Genomic DNA, 24,413 nt, shown 5'->3' with positions numbered 1-24,413 from the left:
GCGATGGCGGGATACGTTCACACTCTCGACACATTTTCAAGAACCAGGAACATGTCAAATGGCGCTGTGTTCGAAGAGTTTTCGAGTCGTGTACCCATGCCGGGAGACTGCCGCGCAGTGCAACGCGGTCAAGATGCGTCACTGCGGTGACGCTGCGGTGACGAGATCGTGATGCAGCAGCAGCAACATCGGTATCCGATATCGATGACGAATAGCGTTATTGAGCGTGGAGGCAGTCCGGGGGCAGCGGCTGCTCCGATTCGGACCGTCAGGCTTGGTCTGCTTCAGGGATTCCAGTTGGAGTGCGGTGCGTCTGAGGTGGACCTGCCGCTGAGTTCTCAGCGGGTGCTGGCGTTTTTGGCGTTGCAGTTGCGGGCGCAGAGCAGGTCGCACGTGGCCGCCACGTTGTGGATGAATTTCGATGAAGCGCGCGCCGGGGCCAGCCTGCGTTCGGCGCTGTGGCGCATCAATCGCAGCGGCCACCCGCTGGTGGCGGCTGATTCACGATCACTGCGGCTGATGCCTGACGTCGTCGTCGACTTGCGGGAGTGCGAGCGAAGCGCCCGGGAGGTCCTCCGTGGGGACGCGGCCAGCGCCGCCGCGCGGGTAGACGATCTGGCAGCCGGTGATTTGCTACCGGGATGGTACGACGACTGGGTGGTCACTGAGCGGGAACACTTCCGACAATTGCGGCTGCACGCGCTGGAAAAGTTGTGTGAGCAACTCACCGATGAGGGACGCTTCGGCCCCGCCGTGGAGGCTGGCCTGGCCGCAGTTTCCAGTGAGCCACTGCGGGAGAGTGCCCACCGGGTTCTGATCCGGGCCTATCTCGCGGAAGGAAACCGGGGCGAGGCGATTCGGCAGTACGAGGCGTGCCAGTCGGTCCTGCGCCGCGAACTCGGAATCGATCCGTCGCCACTCACCCGGGCGTTGCTAATTTCGCCGGATGTGCCCTTGTGACGAATCGGAGACGCCGCGGTGGCGCATTAGCTAGAAGCTGTGGGTGTGGCTGATAATCCCGTCGCCGACGATTGGGTGATCATCGTGCGTTTGTGGTGGGAAAAGACGAGTGCCGACGAAGTCGCAATGCGAGCCCGCCTCACCACCACCGTCAACGGATCTATCGCCGGCACGCCCAGTGCCGCGGCCACGGTCGAGGGTGTCCTGCAGGCCGTTCGCGTCTCGGTAGAACGATTCCTGCAGAACCCGCCGACCACCGGAGTCACAAGTGGGTAGCCAGGTCGTCACCGGTGCAACGCTGCAATGCTCGATGGGCGCCGCGCCGTCGACCTTCGCGGCTTCGGGCACTCAAGTGTCGGCGACCACGCCGGCCGGGGTCATCACCGACACCGCTGCTGGCAATATTCCGCCTTTCGGACTGTGCCAGTCACCGGCCAACCCCCAGGTCGCCGCGGCCACGAGTGCAGCCGGAGGCACCCTCACGCCCCAGCCCTGTCAGCCGGTTCTGACCCCGTGGACGCCTGGTGCTGCCCAGGTGTCCGTGGGCGGGGTGCCAGCCCTTGACGACGCGTCACAGTGCACCTGCGCCTGGGCCGGGACCATTTCGGTTACCGACGCTGGGCAGACGTCGGTCTCGGTACAGTAGTGACCATGTACGCCAGTCAGATTCGGGCCGCTGGCGACCGGGCCGGCGCGGAAATCGCTGTGCAGAACCCAACGCGCCGCCCGGCTGCAAACACGGGAATGCGACCGTCCAGCTTGCCGACCATCCAGCGCTGCGGGACCGACACGTCGTGTGGATGCTCCCCGCACGAGCAGATGGAAGGCGCTGAGCGCCACCTGCAGCGGGCCACGTTGACGGGCGGCAAACCGCTGCCGTCGGCCTCGAAACGCAAAATGCAGCAAGCCTTTTCGTTCAACTTCGATGCCGTGCGGGTCCATACCGGGGCGGCGGCGAGCCAGGCTGCTGATGCTCTCGATGCGCGAGCGATGACGACCGGCACCGACATCGTCTTCGGCGCCGGTGAGTTCGCACCGGGTACGGCTGGCGGTGACCGGCTGCTGGCCCATGAACTCGCGCACGTCGTGCAGCAGTCGCAGGGTCTGGTTCGGCGGCCCCTCGACGGTGGCCCCACCGATGGTTTGGAACGGGCCGCACACTTGGCAGCTGAGCGGGCGACGCCAGCCGCCGAGCACGAAGCCGACGGTGCGGCGAGGATCGTCGCGACGGGCGGGGCGGTGTCACCGCTGTCGCGTCAGCCTCGGGCCATCGCCCGCCAAGGCAAAGGCGGAGCCGCAGCACCACCTCCGCCATCCCCGACCACCGTCGTCATCTCGCCGAAGGCGGATCCCGTTGCGGTACGACAGAATGCCCAGGATTTCGTCAACAACATCGCGGCGAAATATGGCTCCGACGGCGGGCATACGCAGGTGAAGAACGACCTCGCCTGGAACAGCACCGATGGCAGGGTCACGAGTATCACCTCGACCTGGGCGATCGCCGAAAACTACCCCTCGGTGATGACGGGGCCGGGTGCCACCGTCGCGGCGAATGAGCTGGCCGCATGCCGCGACCTGGCGGACCGCCTCAAGCAGCATGAGGACAAACACGCTGCGATAGAGAAGCAGCGGCGCGAGGCATTCCTGAGGACGTTCGTCGGGTCGGCGGACAGCGATGCCAGCGCCCGGGTCGAGACCCTGGAGTGCCAGATCGGACAGGCCCAACGGGCCCTGGACTGCGCCGAAGGCAAGATCACCCTCGATGCCAACAACAAGGTGTCAGTTTCGGGCGTCGACCACCCCGAGTACATCGGGGCCAACTGCGCGCCGCAGTTCAGTTCCGGCGGCTGCGGGACCCCCTAAACCATCACCGAGTTGAACGGCAGCCAGCGGTTCAGCGCCGTGCTGGGCAGCAGGATCGGCGTCGACACGAACACGTTTCCGACGACGGTCACCGGCACGTTCTTGCTGTCGCCGGACGTAGCCGTGGCCTCCATGCAGAACAGGCTGCAGGTTGTGTTGTTGTTGATGGCCATTGCGGCAACGGCCAGAGTGGCCTGCGGCTGAGTAGCCGTGGGCTTTGCGTTGGTCACGATGTTGCTGTTGGCAACGACCGCATTGGCAGCCGTCAACACCACCGCAGCCTGGCCGTTCGGGAACTGGTTGTTAATGCGATTGCTGGTGAACAGGATTGACCCGGGCGTTGATGACAGATCGACGACAAGTAAGCCTGGACCTGAGTTGGAGTTGGTGACAATGGCATCAATCTCGTTGTCGCTCAAGGCCAGTCGCAATGCGAGGGTGGTGCTGGTGTCGGCGGCAGGCTGCGCCAGTGCCGCCGTGACCCCGGCAGTGCTCAATAGATTGTCGAAGGTTGGCAATAACTTGCTGACCAGATCGGACGAAGGCGCTGGAGCTGCAGGCGCGGCCGGCGCAGCAGGAGCTGCCGGAGTGGCAGCGGCCGCGGCGGCCGCGGCGACGGCAGGGGAGATGGCAGCAGCCGCAGGAGAGGCACCGGCAGCAGGAGAGACGACGGCAGCAGCAATACCAGGAGCAGCAGCAAGACCAGCAGCAGGAGCTGCCGGGGCGGCTGGAGTCTGCGTCGGCAGAGCGACGGCCTGTGCCGCTGTCGTCAGGTCCTGACGGGAGACCAACTTCTGCGTGTCGGCGATGACGTTGCCGACGAGCTTGGTCGCCGGCGGCGGTGGGGTTCCGGCTGCAGCAGTCACTGCTGCAGCAGCCGCCGGTGCGAGCGGGGTGAGCACAGCATTGAGGAAGCCGCGCAGGCTCTGGGCGGCCAGTAACGGTCCAGCTTGATCCAGCGGCTCGATCTTGAGTCCGGACACCTGGGTCGGTGACGGTGGAGTGGTCGGCAACGCTCGAGCCATTGCCAGCGCCAGAAGCACAATGCCTTCGGCAAGCACGCTGAGGCCGACTGCCGCGAGCTCGTTGTTGGTGGCCAGGCCACCCGTGGGGATCATCTCAAAGAACGTTGCCGCACTTACGTCGGCAATGGAGAACAACCAGAAGCCGGCGAAGCATTTCCGCACTATGTTGTTCTCCAGCCGGACTGCACCCAGTTGGCCAATCACCAACGCGGGCACTGTGATTCCACGGAACCGGCAGTCCTCGATGGTGGCGTCGTGCAACGCGCCCAGAGATGTGCCCGAGTCGGGGTCCTTGGTACGCGGCCATGGCGCCACGGGGACCTGCAGATACCCGAAGGTCAGGCGGTAGGGCGGCATTGGTCTGGCGTCGCTGGTCGGTTCGACGATGCCCAAGTTGAAGTACGGCACCGTATCAGGAACCGGTGCGGAGTCGAAGACGCAATCGGTGACGGTGGTAGCCGATAGTGAGCCGTTGGCCACGATGCCAGCCGCGAAAATGCTTGCGGCGATCTTCAATCCGGTGAAATCGAGGCTGAAATGGCAGTCGTCGATGGTCAGCCCCGAGGTGCCTGCGGCGGAAATACCCACTGCCACTTTGAGATTGACTGCGAACTGTTGCAGCAGCCGCTGGCTTCCGGGGCCAAGTGGTTTCGACAGAATGGTCAACGGATCCGTCGAGCCGAACGACACCAAGGGCGTCACCAAATCGATCCCGCTGATCGTCGCACCGCTAGTGCCCTGGAGAACGATCAGGCCCAGCATGAACTGGGGTCCGGGCTCTGCCGGTGCCTGCAGCGTCACCGGACCACCGCAGCCTTCGAGCGTGATGTTGTCGAAGCGCTTGTCCAAGACCAGCGGTGCGGTCAGCGTGTAGACGCCCGGGGCGAAGCAGACCTTGATGGGTCCCAGTCCGACATAGCGGGCCAGCAGGGTGTTCAGCGACGTGTTGGCCAGCATGCCGGGTGTCACCCGCAGCGTGCAGCACCCGGACCCGCGGCCCGTCAGATCGACGAGGTTGTCGAAAGGCGGGATGCACGAGCTGACGGTCGGAGTTCCGCCCGCCGGCTGGGTCACCATGGCGATGGGACAGGTGAGCACGCGCGCCCCTTCGGGCGGCTGCGGCTCCTCGCCGTAACGGGCGGGATAGATCAGGCTGGGCACACTGGGGCGCAAGGCGAAGCACCAGTAGTCGCCCGCGTGGAACTTCCCTTGGGCGGGAGTCAGAGTCACGGTGACCCCCGTGCCGGACAGCGTCACGGGCGTGCCCGCCGGCGCAGCCGTCGAGGCCTGCCAGATCCGCAGGTAGAGCTGCCTCGCGGTCTGGTAGCCGGCCGGCAGATTACCGCTGATCGCGACGGTGCCCGCAGACGTGTTGTAGCCCTGGCTGAGGGTGAAGATCGCGCCAGATGCGGCGGCGATGTAGTCACTGCTCGCGCTGGGATGGTCGGGTGTCAGGCTCGCCGCGTCGCGCAGCAGTTCGACGGTCTGCCCGGCGACCGGGTTGTGGTAGCTGTCCACCGGAGCGTTGGCCAGCGTGAGGATCACATTGCCGCTGTTGTCGGGTGCGGTCTGGTTCAACTCGTAGAGGAACGTGGCGTCGTCGTATCCCCAGACGATCGTCGGTACGCCTTTGGCATCGACACTGGCGATCTGCACCCGGATCAGCTGATTCTCGGCACCCAGGTATCCGCCGGTGGCCACCGGCTGGCACGGACTGGGCGGGGTGGCGTCGGTGACGAAGCCGACTTTCAGTCGGGCACTGGACTTCAGCTGCATCGACGGGTCGACGCTGAGCCCGACGGTGCCCCACGCGGCCTGCACTTCACTCCAGGCCTGCGTGCAACTGGTGGCCTGGGTGGGCCAGCGCACGAACCGTTGCAGCACGCGAAGCCGCTGCATGGTGTCCGGCCCGCCGAGCGCGACGTCGGCCAGCGCCGGGTCTTCGCGGGCGGAGACTTCCTGTTCGATGGCCAGCAGATACACCAGTTCATTACCCGAGCCAGGTGGGCTGGACTGCTTGGCTTCCGGTGCCACCCAAAGGGTTCCGGTGACCGGGTCCAGCCAGTCGGCCTGGTTGTCGACGTCGACGTCGGCCTTGAGATCGAGGCGCTCCCCGCCCAGGTACAGCGTGCCCTTGCCGACGGTCAGGTCGGCACTCGACGCGGGCGGACTCGACGATGGCGGGCTGCCGGGCGAGCCCGGCGTGACGAGGTAACCGCCGTCGGGGCTGCCGACAGGGCCCACCACGTCGAAGGTGACGTGTCGGTCGTTGGCAGCGTCGATGGCCGCGGCCTCGTTCCAATCCGCCTCGACGGTGACGCGGCCCTGTTGGGCCACCAACCCACGCCATTTTCGGGTTGGGTCGTAGCTGATGCGTGCGCGGTCGCTGCCCATCAGAACTGCCCTCCTTCGCCCGTATCCGGGCTGCGTTCAGGTGACATGGATGATCACCGGTGTCAGACCGAGTGGCATGTACTCGGTGTATTTGGTCAGGAGGCCCTGCTCCTTGATCGGCGCCAGACACGAGCAGAAGGCGCCCATCTCTGAGCCGTTGTCGGCCCCGGCGGCGATGGTTCCGCTGGTGGTGGCCTGGTCGACGGCCTCCAGCAGTTGGGCGTAGCCGGGGTTGCCGTAGTCGGTGGAAGTGAACAGCGGTGCGTGCAATCCGATCGGCACCGACTCGAACTGGCGGGGCAGCCGGCTGCCGCCGACGTAGGCGCTGAACCGGACGCACCCGTCCTGCGTGTCGTCGACGTCGGCGAAACCGGCGAGGATGCTGTCGCTGGCGTAAAGCCGGTGCACCGCAAGTGATCCCAGCACGCTGACCCGCGACAGGTTCACGGTGGCATCACTGACCGCGATGGCGCCCAGACCCAGCGCAACCGGGAACGCGGCGTCCAGTAGGCCGCGGTTCTCCTGATGCGTGGCGGCACTCGGCGGTGACTGCGACTGCGTTACCAGGGCCCGCAGATCCGGGTCGAGCGGTACGTCGACGAAGCGCGTCGGGCTCCATAGGGACGGGCCGCTCACCAGGTCGTTCAGGCCAGAGACAACTGCTGGCGGCACTACTGCCGGGGCCTTGTAGCTGTCCAGCCCCGCCTTGGCCGCGGCGGGCAGGGCTCCCAGCAGGGCCTGCGACAGCGGGTCGGTCGCTTTGTGAATTCTGGCGAGCATCGCCGGGTCGTAGACGTCGGCTGTTGAGTACTGCGGGCCGATGGTCGCGGGAATGGCCTGGACGATGCTGTCGGTGATGGTGAGAGTCTCGACGGCGCCGTCGTAGCGCGTGCGGATCGGGCCGGTGATGCTGTTGTCGATCAGCAGCTGACGGATGGCGCCGGTGCCTGATCCGGGCGGCGACCCCGCCTTGGTATCGCCCTCGATCCAGATGGTCGTCGGCCTGAGCAGCTGGGCGTCGACCGCCGAAGCCAGCGGGGTGGCGGCGGGCGGGGACTGCGGGGCGCCGCGGTACAGGGTGCCCGGGTCCAGAGTGCAGGCGGTGATCCGGACGGTATCGAAGGCGCCGCGCAGCACAATGTCGCAGCCGCTGATCAGCAGTCCATCGAGCGTCAGTTCCGCGTCGCCGGCGCCGGTGAACACCCAGGCGGGTGGGGTGTCAACGGGTGGGGAGGCCGGCTTGGGCCGCAGCACGGGCCGCTGTTCGTTGGCGGCCTGCACCAGCACGGCGGTGATCGGCGAAGCATCGGTACCCACGGGAGGCAGCGCGTCGGTGTAGGTCTTTGAACTGTCGATGACCAGCGTCGACGATGGCGCCAGCACCGGCAGCCCCGTACTGGCGCTGATCGTGGTGACGTGACCGACCTGCTTGGGCGGGTCGGCGAACACCAGCCGGTCGTAGGGTCCGGCGCCCAGGTACAGCTTGCCCGCGGAGGCCGAGAACCCGTAGTGGTAGTCGACGGTCAGTGCAGTGGCTGACGCCGGCGGACTGGCGCCGACCTCGAAGCGGCCCAACTCCGGCCACGCCTTCTTCAGGGACGAGCCGGTGACCCCGTAGCCGAACGGGGTAGGCGGAGCCGTCGGCCCGGCGTCCGCTAGCGCGGATTCCAGGCTGGTCGTAATCGGTCCTGGCACTTGCCATTCCGAGGCTGCGGTCCAGTTGTCGGCGTAGTCGTCGGGCGTCGCGGGCTGAGGCAGGAACAGGGGGATTTCCCTGCCGGTCGGGTCGAACACGAACTGGTCCGGGCAACCTGCGATAGACACCGGGGTCCCAGCGGTGATCTCAAACGACGTCAGCCGCCACAGGAACACCAGCAGCTTGGGAATGCCGAAGTGGCCCAACGCCCCTCGGCCCGCGCGAACGTCGACGGAGTGGAATGCCTCGTCGAACGCTGATCCGGTGAGGGCGGCGCCGTGGGCGTTGCGCAGGTCGACGATGCCGCCGGCCGGGGTGCCGGTCAGCACGCCGTGCAGGCCCTCCGTCCGGAGCAGCGCGGCCACCTGCGAGCCGTCCAGATTCGGGAACGCTGCCGCGCCGACCATGGGGTCCAAACCGTGGCGGGTGCGGCTGAGTCGGCGGAAGGATTCGACCAGCTGCGCGGTCCATCCGGTCACGTCGTGCGCCAGCTCTTCAAGGACTGCCAGGGTGCCCTTGCGTCGTCGGTAGTAGATGGTCTTGGCGACGTCCAGCCGCTGGCCGCGGGCATCGAGCCCGTTGATCAGGTTGGTGCCCAACAGATCCCCGATGTAGGGGATCACCCAGTCGTCACACGTTTCGATCGACTGGTCGGCCCACAAGCGGTCGAGGCTGCGGCGCACGACGGCGGTCTGCGTGCCCACCCGGTTCAACAGTTCCTGCAGCGGCCCGGGCGCCCCGGAGGCATCGGTGTCGTCGGTGCGATACACCTCGGGCAGCAAGGCCCACAGCCGTTGTGCGTAGTAGGCGGCGTAGCCGTCGTCGAACTCAGCCATGGGACACCCCGGTCAACTTGAGGTTGGCGGCGGGCAGCGAGAAGTAGGCGCCTTCGCCCGGGTCGGCAATCTCGTCGAGGGAGCTGTCATTGCCCCAGGTCACGGAGAGCTGATGCACGGCCACCACGCCGGGCACGCTCAGCGCCGCGTCCACGTGACTGCGGTACAGCCACTGGCCGATGCCCATCGCGCCGGGGCTGAAGGCGCCGGTGTCCGGATCGGTGAATGCGGCAGTGGCGGCAGCGACGACGTCGTCGACCACGCGGTCGGCAGCCACCACCAGCGTCGCTGACACCGACACGTCGATCTGCGCCGCGGGCGCAACGGCCACTGGGCGGTTGGGGTCGTCGGAACCGGCGAGCGCGCTGGCGGCGTTGGCCACCCCGCCGGCGTCATCGTTGATGTAGAGCTTGACCAAAGTGCGTTGTGCCGCAGCGTCAAACGTCCAGTAGGCCTTGACCCGCGAGACGCCCGCAGCTTGCGCGGCCACCACCTCGTAATCGATCGCCGAGATCGCCCGGCCGAAGGTGAAGACGCTGGCCGGTGCGTTTGCTTTGACGTCTTCAGGCCGCTGCGGGTCCTTGCCGCCGCTGACCGGCACCGGGTTGTGGATAGACGCCAGGTTGGGCTGGCGTGACAGCATGGTGGTCAGTCGGCCGGCGGGCGGGCTGGCCGCGCCTGACCCGTACCGGTATTTGGCGGCGACATTGCCGGTACCTGAGGTCAGGCGCGACCCGTTGACCCCGTCGCCGAAGCGGATGGTGGCCTTCTGGTCGGGCGAGCGTTCCACGACATACACCTGCGCCCGCGGCGGCTGGTTGTAGAGGGTCGGTACTTCGGTCCACAGGATGCCGTCGACGTAAACCCACAGTGCCGGTGCCCATCCCGCCCCACCGGCGAGGTAGGTCAGCGGTGACTTCTGCAGGGTGAACCGCTGGTTGGGTACCGCCGCGTTGCCGTTGCCGAGCACCTCGTGGCTGACGGTGATGCCCCGAGACACGGACACCACGTCGAACAGCAGCCGCAGCGGCACCTGCAGCGCCGGGTTGAACGTCGACTGGGCCGGCGGCAGCGGGCTGAGCGTCAGTTGCGTGGTGCCGTCCTGAGTCGGGTTCGGGGCCACCTGAACGATGGTGCCGACGCCGGTCGCGTCTTCCAGCAGGGCCTGCGACACTCCGAGTGGCAGGGTGAAGCCGTCGGGCACCTGCACCGCAGTTGGCAAGGCCGTCAAGGGAAGTGGTGCGTTGGGCAGCACGGTTCCGACGTCGCGGTAGCCGTACCTGACTGTGACTGGGTCACCCGACGCGTAGCCGCCCAGGGTCCCTGGATCGAATGTCTCGACGGTGAGTTGCGTGTAGGGGATGACGATGATGTCGGGGGCAGGTGGGCTGACTTTCTCGGGGAAGTCGGTCTGCCCCTGTTTGTCGACTGTCTTATTGACGTGGCCCAGCACCGAACCGGGCTGGCTTCGACCGTCGAAGAAGACCAGATCGCCGGACTGGATGGACCGCACGGTCGTCGAAAGGTTCACCTGCACCGGATTTGCCGCGTTTTCCACCGGCTTGGACGGGTTCACCTTGGAGCCGCCCGTCAGGCTCCACATTGACGTCGCGGCGGTGGGCTTGAGCAGGCGGTAGTCGGTCGCCTGCTTGGGCCCGCTGGATTCCGGTTGCCCGACCGAGAAGTCCACCAAACCGCGCCACCACACGTCAGAGAGGTTGGAAAACACAGTCTGCGAAAAGATTTGGGACTGGGCCAGACTGTGCATGGCCAGCGACTTGGAGGACAACGACCCGGAGGCCAACGACACCGCGTGCGACGGTGCAGAAGACATCTTCATGAAGAGGGGATCGACCTTTGTGAAGATGGCGCCGCCGATCGACCCCGACACCGCCTGCTCCAGAATGGACGACTGCTTCACCGTGCCCCACACTGCGGCGTCGGTGAACTTCACCCGGGTGTTGACGGCCCCGGTGTTGAGATCGGTCTCGGGGGCGGTCGATGCGATGGTGACCGCAGCCCAGTTGTCATTGCCACCGCCCCAACCCTTTTCGACCAGTAGCAGCTGATCGCCGGCTTTCACCCCGTTGACCTTGCCGGCCAGCAGCACCGACGCCGGGCCCGCATCGTTGGCGCGCACATCGAGGTTGGGGTTGGGCAGCGTGGTGGCGGACACGTCGGAAGGTCCGGGGAAGGTTGCCGCGGCGGCCTCGAAGGTCTGGGCCGTGACGCCCGGGGTCGGAGTGCTGGACAGTTGCATGCCGTCCGGAATCACCACGGGTTCGGCCGGATGCTTGGTGGTGCGGATCGCTCCGACCACGCCGGTGGCGGCCAGGCCGGGGGCGGGGACGTAGCCCAGCAGCGCCACCAGCCCGGCGATGCTTTCGGGGAATTGCGCTGTGCGCAAATATGATTCGATGGCGATACGTTCGTTGTAGAAGGTCAGGATGTCGGCTACGTAGGCCCACCACTCCAGGAACTGCAGGCCGAGATCACCGGCGACCGGACGCCACGGCCCCAGTGCCTGCTCTTCGGGCAGGGACCGCAGCAGCGCTCGGCGGAAGCCGGTGAAGTCGTCGACGCGGTCGCTGATCGTGGTCAGGCCCGGCTGGTTTGTGACCACCTGCGGGTCCTGCGGGTTGCCGCACGGGCAGGGTGAGGCGGGCGAGGTCGACGGGCTAGACGCTGGGCTGGTCATGCTTTGCCCCCCTTCACTGTCACCTTCAGCGACCCGGCTTCGGGACGGCTGGGATCGTCATCGACCCGCAGGATCTGGTCGGTGCCGACGGTCATGGTGTCCGGCAGGGCAGTCCAGGTGATCTGTACTCCGCGCTGACGGAAGAGCACCTGACTCACGCCGGCGACACCGGTGCAGTCCTGCACCGCCGCCAGCAGAGCCGACGATTCAAGTGGCGCACCGAAACCCCAGCGGCTGTGGTCGAAGAACCCGACCGCGCCGCCGGGTAGCTTTCCCGGGCGCAGCGCGGTGAGGACCGCAGCTTCGACGTCGGAGGCGAAGTACGTCGGCTTGGCACACAACGTAATGTGCAGGTCCACAGACACGTATCGCGGTGCCAGGACGTAACTTTCGTAGCCGGCCAGGCGGCGCCGGTTGAGCAGATCGGTGAGCCCGCCGACCTCGTCGGGTGTCGGTTGTTCGGTGGCGATCGGGTCGGCCGCGTTCATCACCGTCAGCCAACTGCCGGTCCACCGGAAGGTGGTGCCGGCCTGCTGCACCCAGGGCAGTGATTCGGCGGCGGCCACGTAGTCGGCGGGCCGCACCACTCGTAATGGCTTGGCGGCGAACGCTTGTGGCGCCCGGTCCCGGACCTGTTGTGGGGTCTCGGCGTCGGTACCGCCGCTCGCGGGGAAGGGGTTGGTGCAGCTGAGGACGCCCTTGCTGGAGGTGCCGGGGACCACGATCGTGATGGCGTCCGCCGCGACGTTCCCGACGCTCCCGCCGCCCACCCGGTAGAGCGCCTGGAACGTTTCGCCGGGGGTTGGCAGTGCGCCGAAGGTTCCGTTGCCGAACCGGATTGTGGTGCCGTTGCCGCCGTCGTAGTCGAACCAGGTGTGACGTGCCGTCTGGCCTGGACCCGTGTAGCGCGACGCCGTCAGCACCGGCGAGTACTGCTCCGGTGTAAGCGTGAATGAGGGCGCACCCGCGTCGGCGTCGAGCAGCCAGCGCGCCCACGTCCAAGCGGTGTCCTGACGTGTCAGGACCATCTCCGGCCTGGCTGGTTCGGCGGTGTCGGCGTCGTTGACGGTGCTGCCGAGCCAGGCCAGCGGGCCGCTGCTCAGGCAGTAGAAGTATTCGGGCGTGGGGTCTTTCGGCGTCCAGTTCGGGCCGAGGCGCACCAGCGCGGTCTGGGGCCCGCCGCTGTCGGCGGGGATGGTGAAGGTTTCGGTGGTTCGCAGGCCCTGGGTGGCCGGCACCAGGTTGCCGGCGTAGACGGTGCGGGTCAGGTCATGGGCGACGGTGGTGGGTGCCGCCAGCCATACCCGAGTCAGGCCCACGTTGAAGACCGGGTCCGTGATTTCGGTGGCGGCCTTGCCGGTGGTGACGATCTCGCGCACCGGCGGATCGGCGGTGGTGGGTCCGGCGGTGTCGATCAGCAACTGCTGGCCGGCGATCAACCCGAACCCCTGGCCGAAAATGTCGAAGCTGGTCGAGCCTGCCGGCAGGCACTGCTGCGACTCGTCCCACCAGTACGGCTGCAGGTTGGCCGTGCCGTCGGCGCGTTTCCGGTTCCACGTCGCCGCCACCTGATAGTTGATGGGCGCCAGTTTGCCGGTGTTCGGGTTCGCCAACCCGTGGCCGACCTCGAAGTCGATCAGGCCGCCCACAGCGGCCGGCGCCTGACAGTGCACGGGTGTGGTGATCGCGGTCGTGGTGGTGTCGACGTCGAGTTGCAGCTGTACGGAAGCCGTTGTGGCCGGGGCAGGTTCGTAGTCGACCAGTCTGGCCGCGTGCAGCAGCGAGCGCGGCTGCGTCGCGGTGCCCAGCACCGATTCACCGGCGATCCGGTCCTGGTAGTAGCTGAGTTCGTCGCCCATCGCCGCGATGAGTTCCATGACGACCATGCCGATGTCCGCTTCACTGCGCTCCAGCCAGGCGGGGTAACGCTGCGTGGAGAACTCCGACAGGGCCTGCACAAAGCTCTTGAAGTCTTTGGCCAGGTAGTCAATCGGCAAGTCCAGGGCATCGGGCGGCGGGCAGTGCGTCGTGGGCTGCTGGCAGTCAAAGTCGCTGGGGCAGTTGGCTTTGAAGGAGAACGACGCCTTGGCGAAATACGGGTCCAGGTTCTGGCTGACCAGGGCCAGTTGGTACGTCGAGAAGTCACCCGGCGCCTTCACCCGCACGGTGAGCACTGGCCGGGCCTGGTCGTCGACACTCCAGTCGGTTGCCTCGTCGATCGGAAGCGCCGCCACCGACGTGATCACCTCGCCGCCGGTGATGGTGACTGTCGGTGTGGTGCCCGACGGCGGCGAGCCTGATGCGCCGCCCAGCGTGACCGGCACTTCGTTGAGGAAATGCACCCGCAGCGTCTTCTGATCCGGGGACGCCACCTCGACGTAGTCGATGCCGTTCCACGTGTGAGCCAGGCCCAGCAGGTGCTGGCGCCGGTCCAGGTTCTCGCCGCCGCGCGTCATGGCAGCACCACCGTGGTCACGGCCGACGATTGCGTTTCGACCACCGTGTACGTGAGGCTGACCTGCAGCGTCCCCGGCTGCAGGGCGGCGTTATCGGCGCTTGTCACGACGGCTACCTGGGCGGCCGTGACGATGCCCGCCAGCCACTGATTGACCGCTTGCAGCACCCGCAGTTGCACGGTGGCCGAAAGCGCATCGGTCATCGGGGCGAACACCAAAGCCCTTAGGCTGCAACCGAAATGCGGCAGGTCGACCCGCTCGCCGGGCGAAGTGAGCAGCAGCTGCCGCACCATCTGCTGGACGTGCGCGAGGTAGGCGGCCTGGGCGGTCTGCTGCGAGTTGCTGTCCACCCGCATGGGGTAGGCGAAGTCCTGCCGCGGCAGGAGGGGCGCACTCATGCGACACCCTCGCGGGTTCGGGGGCCGCATGCCTGCCGTTGATTCGCTCCGCAAGCGTCGCTCATGCCTGCACCTCCAGTGCCGAGCCGTTGACCGAAACGCTGGAGTCGCTGACCACCACGGTGCAGCCGCCTCGGCTCAGAGTGATGCCCGATCCGTCCATCGTCACGGTGTTGCCGTTGGGGTCGGTGATGGTCAGCGAGCCGGCGTTGTCGTCGAACTTCAGCTCGGTGGGCCCCGCGGTGGCGATCACCTTGACCGCGGCTCCGACATCGGCGGGCACCTCGCCGTCGCGCCAGTAGCCACCCACCCAGATTGGGTAGGACACGTCGCCGCCCTCGAATTCGATCCACACTCCGCTGCCAATCTCAGGCAGAAATGCGATGCCCACCTTCGGGCCGGCGTACGGCACACATGGCAGGCACCAGCCGGTCACGGCGATGCCAAGGACTGCGGGGACCGTGGCCTTGATGCGGCAGGTCGTCGGGTCGACATCGACGACGATCCCGCGGTACTTGCCGTAGAACCTGCCGCGGAGCCGCTCGAGCAGGTCCTCGAGCGCGCGATCGTCGACGGCCGTCACAGTGCACCGCCGATCGCCGAAGCGAGGCCGCCGGCCGCTGCAGGTGCTGCGCCAACTCCGTTGCGTACCAAGGTGAATTGCATCTTGAAGGAGTTGAGGCCGAACTTGTGCCGCACCGTCCACACCAGCCAGTTGCCGGAGTGGATGGCCCCGGCGCCCTCGATGGTGACCACGTCGCCTGCGCGCAGTACTGCACCGAGTCGGTCGGCGTCGGCTTCGCCGGTGCAGCGGGTGAAGAAGCCGGACTCGGTCAGGACGGCTCCGGTGCGCTGGGCCAGTTCGGTGACGTCACCTGGCGTGGTGAGCATCAGGGTCGACGAGCGGCCGCTGTAGGTGGACAGGTCGCGGTCGGCCAGGGTGGTCAGTCCGCTGGTGTCGGTGTCGGTCTTGGTGCCTTCGTCGGAAGCCTGGGTCAGGTCGACCTGGCTGGCCGCAATCTGACTGGGGCGCATGACATCCCAGTCGAAGTCCAGCTTCTCGACAGTCCACTTGTCAGGGTCGACGAGGGAAATGGTGGCGGTCGGGTCCCCGTCGACCGACGGGCGAATGAAGTAGCCGGTGCGTTCTCCAGGCTTGTCGGTGCACGCGACGCGGCAGATTTTGCCGGCCCGGCGGGCCAGGCCCTGTAGGAACTGCAGATCGGTCCCTCGCTGGAACAAACTGTGGCCGTCCGGATCATGGGGTGGGGAGTCGTCGTCGGTGTTGGCGTCGGCGGTGGTGAAGCCGTAGGTCTCGAAGATCGCGTTGGCCACCTGGCCGTCGGTCAGGCCGGGCCATTCCTTGCCGGTGTCGTCGATGTTCATCAGCCAGGAGGCGTCCTGCGCGGCGACATCGAGCTTCGACGACGACGTCGTCCGGTCCAGGTGTAGCTGCCAGGACAGCACATAGCCGTCGAACACGCACTGTGTGCTCTGGTCCGATTGGGTGGCGGTCATGGTGATGCCGGTGTACGGCTCGAAGGTGCCGTCGCCGACGTACTGCAGGTCGCCGGCGGAGGTGCGGTTGACCGGCACCCGCAGCACCAGCAGGTCCGGCCCGTCGCAGCTTTCCTCGACCTCCAGGGTTTCGATCGCGGAGTAGAACGGCTGCGGTACGGGCACGCCGTTGAATGCCAGTTGGACAGTGACCGTCATGTCGTCACCCCCGGTGCGTTGGCGGGGATGCCGATCAGGGTGCGGGCGCCCAGGGCCCCGGCCAGCGGGACGTTGTTGGCGTCGCACAGTTGCCAGAAACCGGTGGGGGCGTTGAGGAATCGCGTCGCAACCAAGTCGAGGCGCTCGCTGTCGGGGCGCGGGTAGTAACCGACCACGGGCGCGGTGCGGGGCGCCGGGATCTTGACCGCGGCCGTCACCCGGCCACTCGGCAGGGTGACGGTGTAGGTGGCCGCATTGGTGTAGCGGCTGTCGGCGGTAAACATGGCTCTCCTGGCGTTAGTGGGGGATCATCCCGATGATCGATTCGGCGGCGTTGGCCAAGTTCGCCAAGGCCAGGGCTTCGCGCAGGCCTTGGGTGTAGGTGTAGGCAACGCTGGCCAGCGTCGCCAGCGGGTCTTCGTCCTTGCCGGCCCAGGCCAGCTCGGTCGGGGTCAGCACCCGCAGCGATAGTTGCGCTTCGGCGTGGGTGGGGCTGAGTGTGCCGTTGTAGAGCTTTTCGGTGATGGTCAGGCCGGTGACCCGGACGGGGACGATCCGTCCGGGGCCCCAGATGAACAGCACGATCGGCATGGTCGAGGCCGGCACCTGGGTGGTCGGCCCGGATGACGTACCGCTGGTCAGGCTGGCGGCTGCCGCGGACACCGCACCCAGCAGTCCGCCGCCGCCGGGCATCGTCGGGTACAGCAGCATCTCGATCGCCGCCAGTCGGCTGTACACACCGCTGACTTCAGCGATGGCCGCAGTGGGCGCACTGCCGTCGGCGATTTCGTCGTTGGCGTCGACGGCAATGGTGAACGAGAACGACTCGCCCGGCATCCCTTTGACTGCCATCGGGTTGTTGGTGGTGCTGGCGTCGGACGATGACGACGACCCGCCGGCCGCCTCCGGCTGGGTCCAGGCGTGGGTCATTGTCTCCGGGTTGTACTGGAAGACAATGATATTCGGAAGTGGTATCAGGAACGACGGATTGAATGAGACCAGCGCTCCCTTGAGCAGCACGTTCAAAGTGCCACCTCCCCGCCGTTGAGGGCTCGGCTGAGTGCGTCAATGATGCGTTGGGACAACGCTTCCGGGTTCTCGCCTGGCTTGGATGCCAGCTCGATCCGCAGGGTGTCGATAGCTGCGGTTGCGGTGGGCAGCTGCAGCGACGGCGCCAACCCCTCACCTACCAGGGTGGCCAGGCGTCGGGCGGCGCCTTCATCAAGCCCGTTGGCGCGCAACCGAAGTCGGTCGATGGTCAGGTGCGAGGCTGCGCCAGTCGGGGTGGCGGGCTGGTTCATGACGCTGACCTCCGACCGGGTCGCATGATCTCGCCTTGCTTTTCGAGTTCGCGACGGGTGGCGGCCAGTACGTGCCGCATCTCGATCGGGGTCCCGTCGGTGCGGGCCAGGAACGCGGCGGCCAGTGCGGCCGACTTGATGCCCGCGCCGGTCAGGTCGAATTCCTGGGCCAGTCCCCGCCAGTCGAGGGAGCCCAGTAGCTCGGCTCCGGACGGGTGCGAAGCACCGGCAAAGGCTAATCGCCACAACCGCTCTCGCTCGTCGACATTGGGTGCGGCGAAGTCGACGATGAAGGCGATGCGCCGGACGAACGCCGAGTCCAGGTCGCCCTTGCGGTTGGTGGACAGCACGGCCACGCCGTCAAATGCCTCCATGCGCTGCAGGATGTAGTCCACCTCGATGTTCGCGTACCGGTCGTGGGCGTCCTTGACCTCGGTGCGCTTGCCGAACAGGGCGTCGGCCTCGTCGAACAGCAGCAGGACGGGTGCGCGTTCGCAGGCGTCGAACACCACCTTGAGGTGCTTTTCGGTCTCGCCGATGTACTTGCTGACCATCCCCGCCAGGTCGACGCGGTACAGATCCAGGCCCAGCGATCGGGCCAGCACCTGGGCGGCCATGGTCTTGCCGGTGCCGCTGGGCCCGGCGAACAGCGTGGTGAGGCCGGAACCCATCGAGGTCAGCCGCCGCAGTCCCCACTCGTCGAGCACCTCGCTGCGGTTGCGGGCCTGGGCGTCGACCTCTTGCAGGTGTTGGTAGGTGCGGTACGAGACCACGAGGTCGTCCCAGGTGTGCGGCAGCGGCATGTGCGTGAGCAGCTCCGGTGTTCCGGCGAGCAGCAATCGGCGGCACACGTCGGTCACCGCGGTCTCACCGGCCGGCGTAACCTGGCTGGCCACCGCAACCTCCGCGGGACGCAGCGCCCATTCGGTGACGGGCACCGGCGCCGGTTCATCGGACAGCGACGACCACAGTTGGACCCGTTCTGCGCGCGTGATCGGTTGTAGCGCAAACGATCTCCGGATTGCAGTCGTGCGCGTCGGCAGCGGTTCCTCGGCGGCCAGGAAGGTGAGCGGGTTCAGCGGTACGGCGGACCAGGCTGCCGCAGGCAGGGTTTCGGCACGCTGCCACTCCACCGCGCAGTCCTCCAGAAGGGCGCGACGAACCTCCCGGACTGCAGCGACCCGCGGATCAGGCGCTTCGGCGAGCGACCGGGCGTCGACGCTGATCAGGCCCAAGCCGAATCGGGCTGCGGTCGCCGCGGCCAGGGACGTGTGTCCTGATCCAGCCGGGCCGACGAGCTCGATTTCGATGGGCAGGCCCGCGAGGGACGTGACGAAGTCCGTGATGGCGTCGACGACCTCGGGACGCAGCAGCGGCGGGCGGGGCGCGGCGACGCGGGTGCCGGTAGTACCGCTTTCCCATCCTGCCGAGGGCAGTGCCATCAGCCCGGGCAGCAGCAGGGCGTCGGCTTCCCAGTTGGTGGACGTCGTGTACGGGTCGCGGCCGTCGCTCAACGGGCGGGCGATCTGCCAGCGCACCAGCGCAGAATCCGGGCCGGGGCACCAGAACGGTGACTGCTCGAACAGTTGCGCCACCAAACCGGGTGTCGGCCCTGAAGGTTCCTGCAAATCAAGCAGATACCCGAAGACTCGGCACAGCGCCGGGTCAAGTGCGGCGGTCAGGCATAGCGAGGCCAGGTGGGCTTCGGGTGGGGTCAGGTCGAGGGCGTTGGTGAGGTGGTCCCAGCGCGGGTCGGGCGGGGCTGTAGTCAGGGCGTCGATGGCTTCGGACAGAGCGGCGGACGGCTCGTCCTCGCGGTAGTAATCGCATTCGGCGGAGCGCAGTTCATCCCACGGCAGCAGTGCCCGGTCGACCTCGCTGTGGCTGATGGCCAGAACGTGCTCACCCTCGTAGCGGTGGCTGGACCACAGATGCCGTAGCCAGCGCACCCGGCGCGCTGCCCGCAGGCGGATCTCGGCGAGCCAGGCCGGCTCAAACTTTGCGTCGAGTCGGCCGGTATCAGCCATGGCAGCGCAGCTCATAGCGTCACCCACAAGGCCGGATCGGATTCGACGCCACGCACCCGTACGACGACCGGCACTACATCCCCGGAGGTGCCGGCCGGGGTGGGGAAGCTCAGTGACGTCCCGCCGGCGCCGACGACAATCTGGTTGGCGGGCAACATGTTTGCGCCGACCACCACGTCCGTCGCACCGTCCACGAAGCCGGCGCCGGCGATATTGACCGAGGCCGCGTGCGGCAGCACGGGCCCGCCCGTCGGGTTGACGAAGGCGGCGACGCTGAGCGGTACCGAGTTCGCCCCGATTTGCACCTGGTACCGGCCCGTCGCCGGTGCCCCGGCACCGGTGGGTACCTTCAGCACCACCCGGGTCGGGGTGGAATCGGCGGCCACCAGCCAGCTGGAGATGTCGGTGCTGACGCCGCCTTCGGGGACCAGTCCGATCGATGCGCCGGCAAGGTTCTCGCCCATCAGCCAGACCTGTTGCCCGGGTGCCACCGTCGCCGGTGCCTGTGTGAACGGGACTGTCCCGCTTGGTGATACGTAGCTGGACCGACGGAAGGTCCCGAACAGTTCTGTGTCGGCAGACAGACCGCCACTGCTCCGTTCGACGATCACGTTGATGGACTTGTTCTCGGCGGCCGCTGTCGGCATGGTGTCCGGATCGAGGAAGACTACCGCGGCCCGGTAGACCACTGACATCCGCAAGGGGGCGGTGGTGGCCTGCCACAGTTGGCTCATCTCGTCGTACGAGCGGTGCTCCATGGTGAGCGTCAGCTCCCAGGGCGGCGAGGCGGTCGTGTCCCGCACGACGGGGTTGGCGTGGAATAGCCGCAGCGCCACGCTCATTGCCTGCTGTTCCTGGTGGTAGTTGTCTTCCGAGAACGCCGACATCAGGTAGTAGAGGTTCAGCGCGAACGGAATGAACCGCACCGGTTGGCCTGTCCCGGCTGCGCTCTGCGGCGCCCAGAACAGTGACTCCACAGCGTTATTGGCTTCCACGTGATACAGAAACAGGCTCAGCTGCGGCCCGGCTTCGGTCTCCAGCACGTCAGGCGCCAGCCCGCTGATGTTCGGGGTGAAGGTCGGTGTCGGCGGCCCCGGCGGGCTGCTGGCTTCCAGTTCTGCCCACAGCGGTGAGCTGGCCCAGGAGTCCTTTACCAGCTGGATCATTTTGTCGGTGATTGCCGAGAGATCGAAGGTCATGCCCCACCCCGCTCAGCTCTGGCCTGCGCCGTACCAGCGCCGGGCCTGGCGCCGGGCGACGTCGGTGCCGGCGCGCCCGGGCAGGGTGGGCGCCATCGGACGCACTGGCTGGTGCACGGTCGGTGCCGGGGATTGCACGGGCTGCGGCGGAGTGACGACGACCTCGATGGTGCCGATGCTGACCTGAGCGACAGGAGGAGCAGGCGTGACGCAGGGACGTGGCGGCTCCCGTCGCACGGGCACCAGTTCGGGTGCCACGGTCCGCGGCTCGGTGAATCGTGTTGTGAATGAAACTAATTCGTGTTGCTCGCCGGTGGGTGTCGGTGGGCGCATGTCGGGCTGCGGCGCGGCCGGCGACACGGGCGGTGACAGTGTGGGGTCAGTCAGTGCCACCGGGCGGGTGTGCGGCGTCAGGTCTGGGGTGTACGGAGCTACGGCGCGCGGGGCCGATGCCAGTGGCGGGGTGGGCATCGGGATCGCGGGAGCGGGGCTCACGGGTGCTGTCCTAGTCGGGGGTACGTCATCGAAGCCCGGGGCGGGAGTGGCCGGCGGCACTGGTGTTTGACTCTGTGAAAAAGGCTGTGCTGCAGGAATATCAACAACTTTGGCGGCGGGCATGGCGGGGAACGACGAACGGAATGGTTCGGGCGGCAGGCTCTGCGGGGTCTTGGCGACCGGCGCGCTGGGGGCCGAATCTGGTTGGGCAACAACAGATATCGGATTCGACCACGCGGGTGCATCGGGCGTTTCGCCAAACTCAGCTACGGTCGGCCCGAACAACGGGCGTACCGGATGGAGTTGCGGCCCGCGGTGCGTCGCGGCCCCGGCCAGCTGGGACAGGTAGACCGGTATCGCTGGCTTCGTCGCCCTCACCACGCTGCCCTCCCTTGCGAGGCGGCACTGCGGCTCTCGTAAACCAACTCGGCATATCGGCGACGGCGGCTGCGCGGCTGGGCCAGGATGGTCTCCTCCAACCAGCCGTACGCGGAGGCCAGCGCATGCGTCTCGCGGAAGATGCCGGCGAAGCTGTCCTTGAGCTCCAACACGGTGTAGGCCAGCGGGTCGAAGCGCATCGCGACGTCCGCGCCGCACGCCGGGCACTGCCCGCCGATGAGGCTTTGCAGGCTGGGGGCCAGGGTGGCCAGTGCCCGGTCGACGGCCCGGGCGGTCCGTGCCGGTAGCCGGGCCGGGTCCAGACAGCGGGACGCCAACGCGGTCGCCGGTTCTGTTCCGGCCTCAGCGGCCAACAGGTCGGCGACGGTGGGAACGCGAAAACGTACCGGCGAGTTGGCAAATCGGAACCAGCCGTCGTCCTCGGCGCGGACATTGCGCGGCCGGCTCGGTTGGTGGTGTGCGAGGTAGGTCTGCGCGCTGAAGCTGACGTCAACCCGCTCGCCGCATTCCGGGTCGGGGCAGCGTCCTTCACTGAGCACCCGGTCGCCGATCCAGGCGCGCCGGATGGCCAGTGCGAGGGCCCCGAGCTGGGTCGCCGCTATCTCCTGCCAATCGGGTGGGCGGCTATCGAAGGTCGCCACCCGGTCGGCGAGGGCAGCCATCGCAGCGGCCGGCGGGAGTCGGGTCTCGAGCAGAAACAGCTCATCCAGCCCGGTCGGTTCCCGCACTTCGATCGCCGGGCCATGCGCCAGCATGGATTACTTCTGGGTGGGTTCGGTCAGGGTGAGGTCGCGCTCCCAGCCTTCGTTCTCAAGCTTGATGTGCTCGATCGCCACGGCGTTGGCGCCGGCGTCCAGGTCCGAGATCGCCTGGTATTCCGACACCCAGCAGCGGTGCAGAACCCACCGAAGTACTGGTTGTGCTTCTTCGTTGAGGAGCGTGATCGTCACTTCGCGGCGTAGGTTGGCCAGGGACGTGGAGGCCGCGCCGTGGTCCAGAACCTGCGCGGCGTTGGCCCACGTCTCGAAGTCGTGGTCCTGGGTGACGCCCCGCTCCAGGGTCACGGGCTCGTACTTGGTCCGGCCCAGGCCCTTGAGGATGACTGCGTTGCCCGCCTCCTTGTAGTCGATGACGTCCGAAGATCGTTTCAGGCCAGTCACTTTCGACATCGCGGCCACCGGGATGGTGCTGGTTCCGAAGAAGACCAGGAAGCGGTAGGTCTTGTAGGGGTCGTATCGGCTGATGTTGGCGGGGAACACAGGTTTTGACGGCGCGGTCATTGAGATTCTCCTTAGCTGCTGGTCTGTCCGGCGAGCTGCGCGATCTGCACGACGACGAACTCCGCGGGTTTGAGCGGGGCGAAGCCGACGAGGACATTGACGATGCCGTTGTCGATGTCGCTCTGGGTGGTGGTCGTGTTGTCGCACACCACCAGGAATGCCTCACTCGGTTTGGTTCCGGCGAACGCTCCCTGCCGGAACAGACTGAGCATGAAAGCGCTGACTTCCTGGGTGATGGCGTGCCACAGCGGGGTGTCGTTGGGCTGGAACACTGCCCAGGTGAGGTTGTTGTACAGCGACTGTTCCAGGAACAGCGCCATCCGCCGCACCGCGATGTAGCCCCACTGGTCGCGCTGCGCCGGGTTGTTGTGGGCCAGGGTTCGCGCCCCGTACACGACGGGCGTCAGCGGTGGAAACACCCGCAGACAGTTGATCGCGTGCCCGTTGAGGACGCCTTGCTGGTTGTCGGTCATTACACCGGTGGGGACGACGCCCAGCGTGCCGTTCAGTGTGGTCTCCAGTCCGGCCGGGGACTTCCAGACGCCGTACGATGCGTCCTCCGTCGCGTAGATACCGGCGACGAAACCGCTTGGGGGAGAGTCGGTTTTCGCACCGGTGACCGGATCGGTGGTGACCAGCCACGGGTAGTAGATAGCGGCATTGGTGCTGGTCGGCACCGGCACCACGCTCAGACCATCCACTGGCGAATTGGCCGATCCGCCCGTCGACGGCGTATCGACATCCCAGTTGGGCGGCGAGTCCATGATGTAGAACGCGCGTTTGCGCTCGGAGTAGGCCACCCCTTCAGCGAGGACTCCCGGATCGGTAATACCGGGAATCACAAGCAGATTGAAGATGGACACCTTGTCCAGGGGATAGCTGTCGGTGAACACCGCACCGATGTCCTGCAGCGCTGTGGCGGTGTTGAGGATCGACGTCGGACTGGTCAAGCTGTACTGCGCAGGGAGGCTCGCCGGGTACTTGAACGGGATTGGTGACACCGCCGCTGGTGGCGAGCCGGCCGTCGGGTACTTCGGCGAGCTCGGCGGCGACGAAGCCACGAGAGGCTGGATCGTCACCAGACCCGATCCTGCAAGCGCACCAGCGGGTTTCGATGCCGTCGCTGGCGCCGTCGACAGGTTGTCGATGGGCACCTTGCGGTAGGTCTCCACCATTGTTCCGTAACTGATGACGAGGTCGGCGGTGGAGCCGTCCGCTGATACGTTGCTGATGTCCAGAGACATCGGCGTACCGGCGGAAGCTGTCCCGACCGGTTGCAGAGCGGTCAGCGTGATCGGCGGGGTACTTGCGATGGTCGCTGTCGCGGCCTCGTAGCCCGGGTCGGTCAGCCCGACGACGTAGCAGGTCGATCCGCCGTTGAGGAAGAACTGGTAAACCGCGTTGCCGACGTAGTCAGGCAGCCAGGGGCTGTCGAAGAACCCGCCGAAGTTCGCCTGGTAGTCGGCGAAGCTGAACAGCTGGATTGCCGGAGCGGTATGCGGATCGCCGCTGGACTGCTGGCTCAGCGGTGCGGTCCACGGCAGTCCCGTCTTGAGCGGGTGCGTATAGCCGACGAAGGCGGCGATGGACGTCGGCGCCGGGGTGATCGTGTGCGAGCTGCTCGGCAGCTCTTGGATGTACACACCCGGATAGGTTGGTGTGATTGGCAT

Annotated in this window: 20 protein-coding genes; 4 read left to right on the top strand and 16 right to left on the bottom strand. The window is 67.0% G+C overall.

The window, feature by feature from the left end:
• The first annotated feature begins 204 nt into the window (after window positions 1-204).
• From M2432_RS04260 to M2432_RS04245, 4 genes are read left to right on the top strand one after another with little or no spacing between them, the layout of a single operon-like run.
• The gene (locus M2432_RS04260; RefSeq protein WP_280825511.1) at window positions 205-960 is read left to right on the top strand and encodes a BTAD domain-containing putative transcriptional regulator; all 756 of its coding nucleotides are present in this window, start codon (window positions 205-207) and stop codon (window positions 958-960) included.
• A 45-nt stretch (window positions 961-1,005) separates the two neighbouring features.
• Entirely contained in the window at window positions 1,006-1,236 is a 231-nt protein-coding gene (locus M2432_RS04255; protein ID WP_280825510.1) for a hypothetical protein, read from the top strand.
• The gene (locus tag M2432_RS04250; RefSeq protein WP_280825509.1) at window positions 1,229-1,606 is read left to right on the top strand and encodes a DUF4280 domain-containing protein; all 378 of its coding nucleotides are present in this window, start codon (window positions 1,229-1,231) and stop codon (window positions 1,604-1,606) included. The genes M2432_RS04255 and M2432_RS04250 overlap by 8 nt, the downstream gene beginning before the upstream one ends.
• A 5-nt stretch (window positions 1,607-1,611) precedes the next feature.
• The gene (locus M2432_RS04245) at window positions 1,612-2,823 is read left to right on the top strand and encodes a DUF4157 domain-containing protein (protein ID WP_280825508.1); all 1,212 of its coding nucleotides are present in this window, start codon (window positions 1,612-1,614) and stop codon (window positions 2,821-2,823) included.
• Here M2432_RS04245 and M2432_RS04240 read toward each other — a convergent pair.
• The 16 genes from M2432_RS04240 to M2432_RS04165 form a co-directional block, all read right to left on the bottom strand.
• Window positions 2,820-6,242 carry a DUF6519 domain-containing protein gene (locus tag M2432_RS04240; protein WP_280825507.1) on the bottom strand — a complete coding sequence of 1,141 codons (3,423 nt, stop codon included), beginning with the start codon at window positions 6,240-6,242 and terminating at the stop codon, window positions 2,820-2,822. The genes M2432_RS04245 and M2432_RS04240 overlap by 4 nt on opposite strands.
• A 36-nt stretch (window positions 6,243-6,278) precedes the next feature.
• Window positions 6,279-8,774: a hypothetical protein gene (locus M2432_RS04235; RefSeq protein WP_280825506.1), complete on the bottom strand. Its 2,496-nt coding sequence runs from the start codon at window positions 8,772-8,774 to the stop codon at window positions 6,279-6,281.
• On the bottom strand, window positions 8,767-11,472 hold the full coding sequence (locus M2432_RS04230; RefSeq protein WP_280825505.1) for a hypothetical protein: 2,706 nt from the start codon (window positions 11,470-11,472) through the stop codon (window positions 8,767-8,769). The genes M2432_RS04235 and M2432_RS04230 overlap by 8 nt, the downstream gene beginning before the upstream one ends.
• Window positions 11,469-13,928 (bottom strand): baseplate J/gp47 family protein, encoded by a 2,460-nt coding sequence (locus M2432_RS04225; protein ID WP_280825504.1) that lies wholly within the window; start codon window positions 13,926-13,928, stop codon window positions 11,469-11,471. Before M2432_RS04225 ends, M2432_RS04230 begins: the two co-directional genes overlap by 4 nt.
• Entirely contained in the window at window positions 13,925-14,326 is a 402-nt protein-coding gene (locus M2432_RS04220; RefSeq protein WP_280825503.1) for a GPW/gp25 family protein, read from the bottom strand. Before M2432_RS04220 ends, M2432_RS04225 begins: the two co-directional genes overlap by 4 nt.
• Before the next feature lie 61 nt (window positions 14,327-14,387).
• The gene (locus M2432_RS04215) at window positions 14,388-14,909 is read right to left on the bottom strand and encodes a phage baseplate assembly protein V (protein WP_280825502.1); all 522 of its coding nucleotides are present in this window, start codon (window positions 14,907-14,909) and stop codon (window positions 14,388-14,390) included.
• Window positions 14,906-16,042: a hypothetical protein gene (locus M2432_RS04210; RefSeq protein ID WP_280825501.1), complete on the bottom strand. Its 1,137-nt coding sequence runs from the start codon at window positions 16,040-16,042 to the stop codon at window positions 14,906-14,908. The genes M2432_RS04215 and M2432_RS04210 overlap by 4 nt, the downstream gene beginning before the upstream one ends.
• Complete coding sequence (locus M2432_RS04205; RefSeq protein WP_280825500.1) at window positions 16,039-16,326, bottom strand: hypothetical protein; 288 nt, start codon at window positions 16,324-16,326, stop codon at window positions 16,039-16,041. Before M2432_RS04205 ends, M2432_RS04210 begins: the two co-directional genes overlap by 4 nt.
• A 13-nt stretch (window positions 16,327-16,339) precedes the next feature.
• Window positions 16,340-17,062: a hypothetical protein gene (locus tag M2432_RS04200; RefSeq protein WP_280825499.1), complete on the bottom strand. Its 723-nt coding sequence runs from the start codon at window positions 17,060-17,062 to the stop codon at window positions 16,340-16,342.
• Between the two features lie 2 nt (window positions 17,063-17,064).
• Window positions 17,065-17,343: a hypothetical protein gene (locus M2432_RS04195; protein ID WP_280825498.1), complete on the bottom strand. Its 279-nt coding sequence runs from the start codon at window positions 17,341-17,343 to the stop codon at window positions 17,065-17,067.
• Window positions 17,340-19,385 carry an AAA family ATPase gene (locus M2432_RS04190; RefSeq protein ID WP_280825497.1) on the bottom strand — a complete coding sequence of 682 codons (2,046 nt, stop codon included), beginning with the start codon at window positions 19,383-19,385 and terminating at the stop codon, window positions 17,340-17,342. The genes M2432_RS04195 and M2432_RS04190 overlap by 4 nt, the downstream gene beginning before the upstream one ends.
• Window positions 19,382-20,569 (bottom strand): DUF4255 domain-containing protein, encoded by a 1,188-nt coding sequence (locus M2432_RS04185; RefSeq protein WP_280825496.1) that lies wholly within the window; start codon window positions 20,567-20,569, stop codon window positions 19,382-19,384. Before M2432_RS04185 ends, M2432_RS04190 begins: the two co-directional genes overlap by 4 nt.
• A 12-nt stretch (window positions 20,570-20,581) precedes the next feature.
• Window positions 20,582-21,064 (bottom strand): hypothetical protein, encoded by a 483-nt coding sequence (locus M2432_RS04180; protein WP_280825495.1) that lies wholly within the window; start codon window positions 21,062-21,064, stop codon window positions 20,582-20,584.
• A gap of 374 nt (window positions 21,065-21,438) precedes the next feature.
• Window positions 21,439-22,218 (bottom strand): hypothetical protein, encoded by a 780-nt coding sequence (locus M2432_RS04175; protein WP_280825494.1) that lies wholly within the window; start codon window positions 22,216-22,218, stop codon window positions 21,439-21,441.
• Between the two features lie 3 nt (window positions 22,219-22,221).
• Complete coding sequence (locus tag M2432_RS04170; RefSeq protein WP_280825493.1) at window positions 22,222-22,743, bottom strand: phage tail protein; 522 nt, start codon at window positions 22,741-22,743, stop codon at window positions 22,222-22,224.
• An 11-nt stretch (window positions 22,744-22,754) separates the two neighbouring features.
• On the bottom strand, window positions 22,755-24,413 hold the full coding sequence (locus M2432_RS04165) for a phage tail sheath C-terminal domain-containing protein (RefSeq protein WP_280825492.1): 1,659 nt from the start codon (window positions 24,411-24,413) through the stop codon (window positions 22,755-22,757).

Source organism: Mycobacterium sp. OTB74, from assembly GCF_029892685.1.
Taxonomy (GTDB): domain Bacteria; phylum Actinomycetota; class Actinomycetes; order Mycobacteriales; family Mycobacteriaceae; genus Mycobacterium.
The sequence above is the reverse complement of the archived record's forward strand: the minus strand, read 5'-3'. Positions and strand labels throughout refer to the sequence as shown.

Excerpts from the sequence above, each read along its gene's own strand:
- M2432_RS04225 (WP_280825504.1), bottom strand. The coding sequence starts at position 13,928 with ATGACGCGCGGCGGCGAGAACCTGGACCGGCGCCAGCACCTGCTGGGC.
- M2432_RS04235 (WP_280825506.1), bottom strand. The coding sequence starts at position 8,774 with ATGGCTGAGTTCGACGACGGCTACGCCGCCTACTACGCACAACGGCTG.
- M2432_RS04210 (WP_280825501.1), bottom strand. The coding sequence starts at position 16,042 with ATGACGGTCACTGTCCAACTGGCATTCAACGGCGTGCCCGTACCGCAG.
- M2432_RS04205 (WP_280825500.1), bottom strand. The coding sequence starts at position 16,326 with ATGTTTACCGCCGACAGCCGCTACACCAATGCGGCCACCTACACCGTC.
- M2432_RS04260 (WP_280825511.1), top strand. The coding sequence starts at position 205 with ATGACGAATAGCGTTATTGAGCGTGGAGGCAGTCCGGGGGCAGCGGCT.
- M2432_RS04220 (WP_280825503.1), bottom strand. The coding sequence starts at position 14,326 with ATGAGTGCGCCCCTCCTGCCGCGGCAGGACTTCGCCTACCCCATGCGG.
- M2432_RS04165 (WP_280825492.1), bottom strand. The coding sequence starts at position 24,413 with ATGCCAATCACACCAACCTATCCGGGTGTGTACATCCAAGAGCTGCCG.
- M2432_RS04185 (WP_280825496.1), bottom strand. The coding sequence starts at position 20,569 with ATGACCTTCGATCTCTCGGCAATCACCGACAAAATGATCCAGCTGGTA.
- M2432_RS04230 (WP_280825505.1), bottom strand. The coding sequence starts at position 11,472 with ATGACCAGCCCAGCGTCTAGCCCGTCGACCTCGCCCGCCTCACCCTGC.
- M2432_RS04240 (WP_280825507.1), bottom strand. The coding sequence starts at position 6,242 with ATGGGCAGCGACCGCGCACGCATCAGCTACGACCCAACCCGAAAATGG.
- M2432_RS04245 (WP_280825508.1), top strand. The coding sequence starts at position 1,612 with ATGTACGCCAGTCAGATTCGGGCCGCTGGCGACCGGGCCGGCGCGGAA.
- M2432_RS04190 (WP_280825497.1), bottom strand. The coding sequence starts at position 19,385 with ATGAGCTGCGCTGCCATGGCTGATACCGGCCGACTCGACGCAAAGTTT.
- M2432_RS04195 (WP_280825498.1), bottom strand. The coding sequence starts at position 17,343 with ATGAACCAGCCCGCCACCCCGACTGGCGCAGCCTCGCACCTGACCATC.
- M2432_RS04175 (WP_280825494.1), bottom strand. The coding sequence starts at position 22,218 with ATGCTGGCGCATGGCCCGGCGATCGAAGTGCGGGAACCGACCGGGCTG.
- M2432_RS04170 (WP_280825493.1), bottom strand. The coding sequence starts at position 22,743 with ATGACCGCGCCGTCAAAACCTGTGTTCCCCGCCAACATCAGCCGATAC.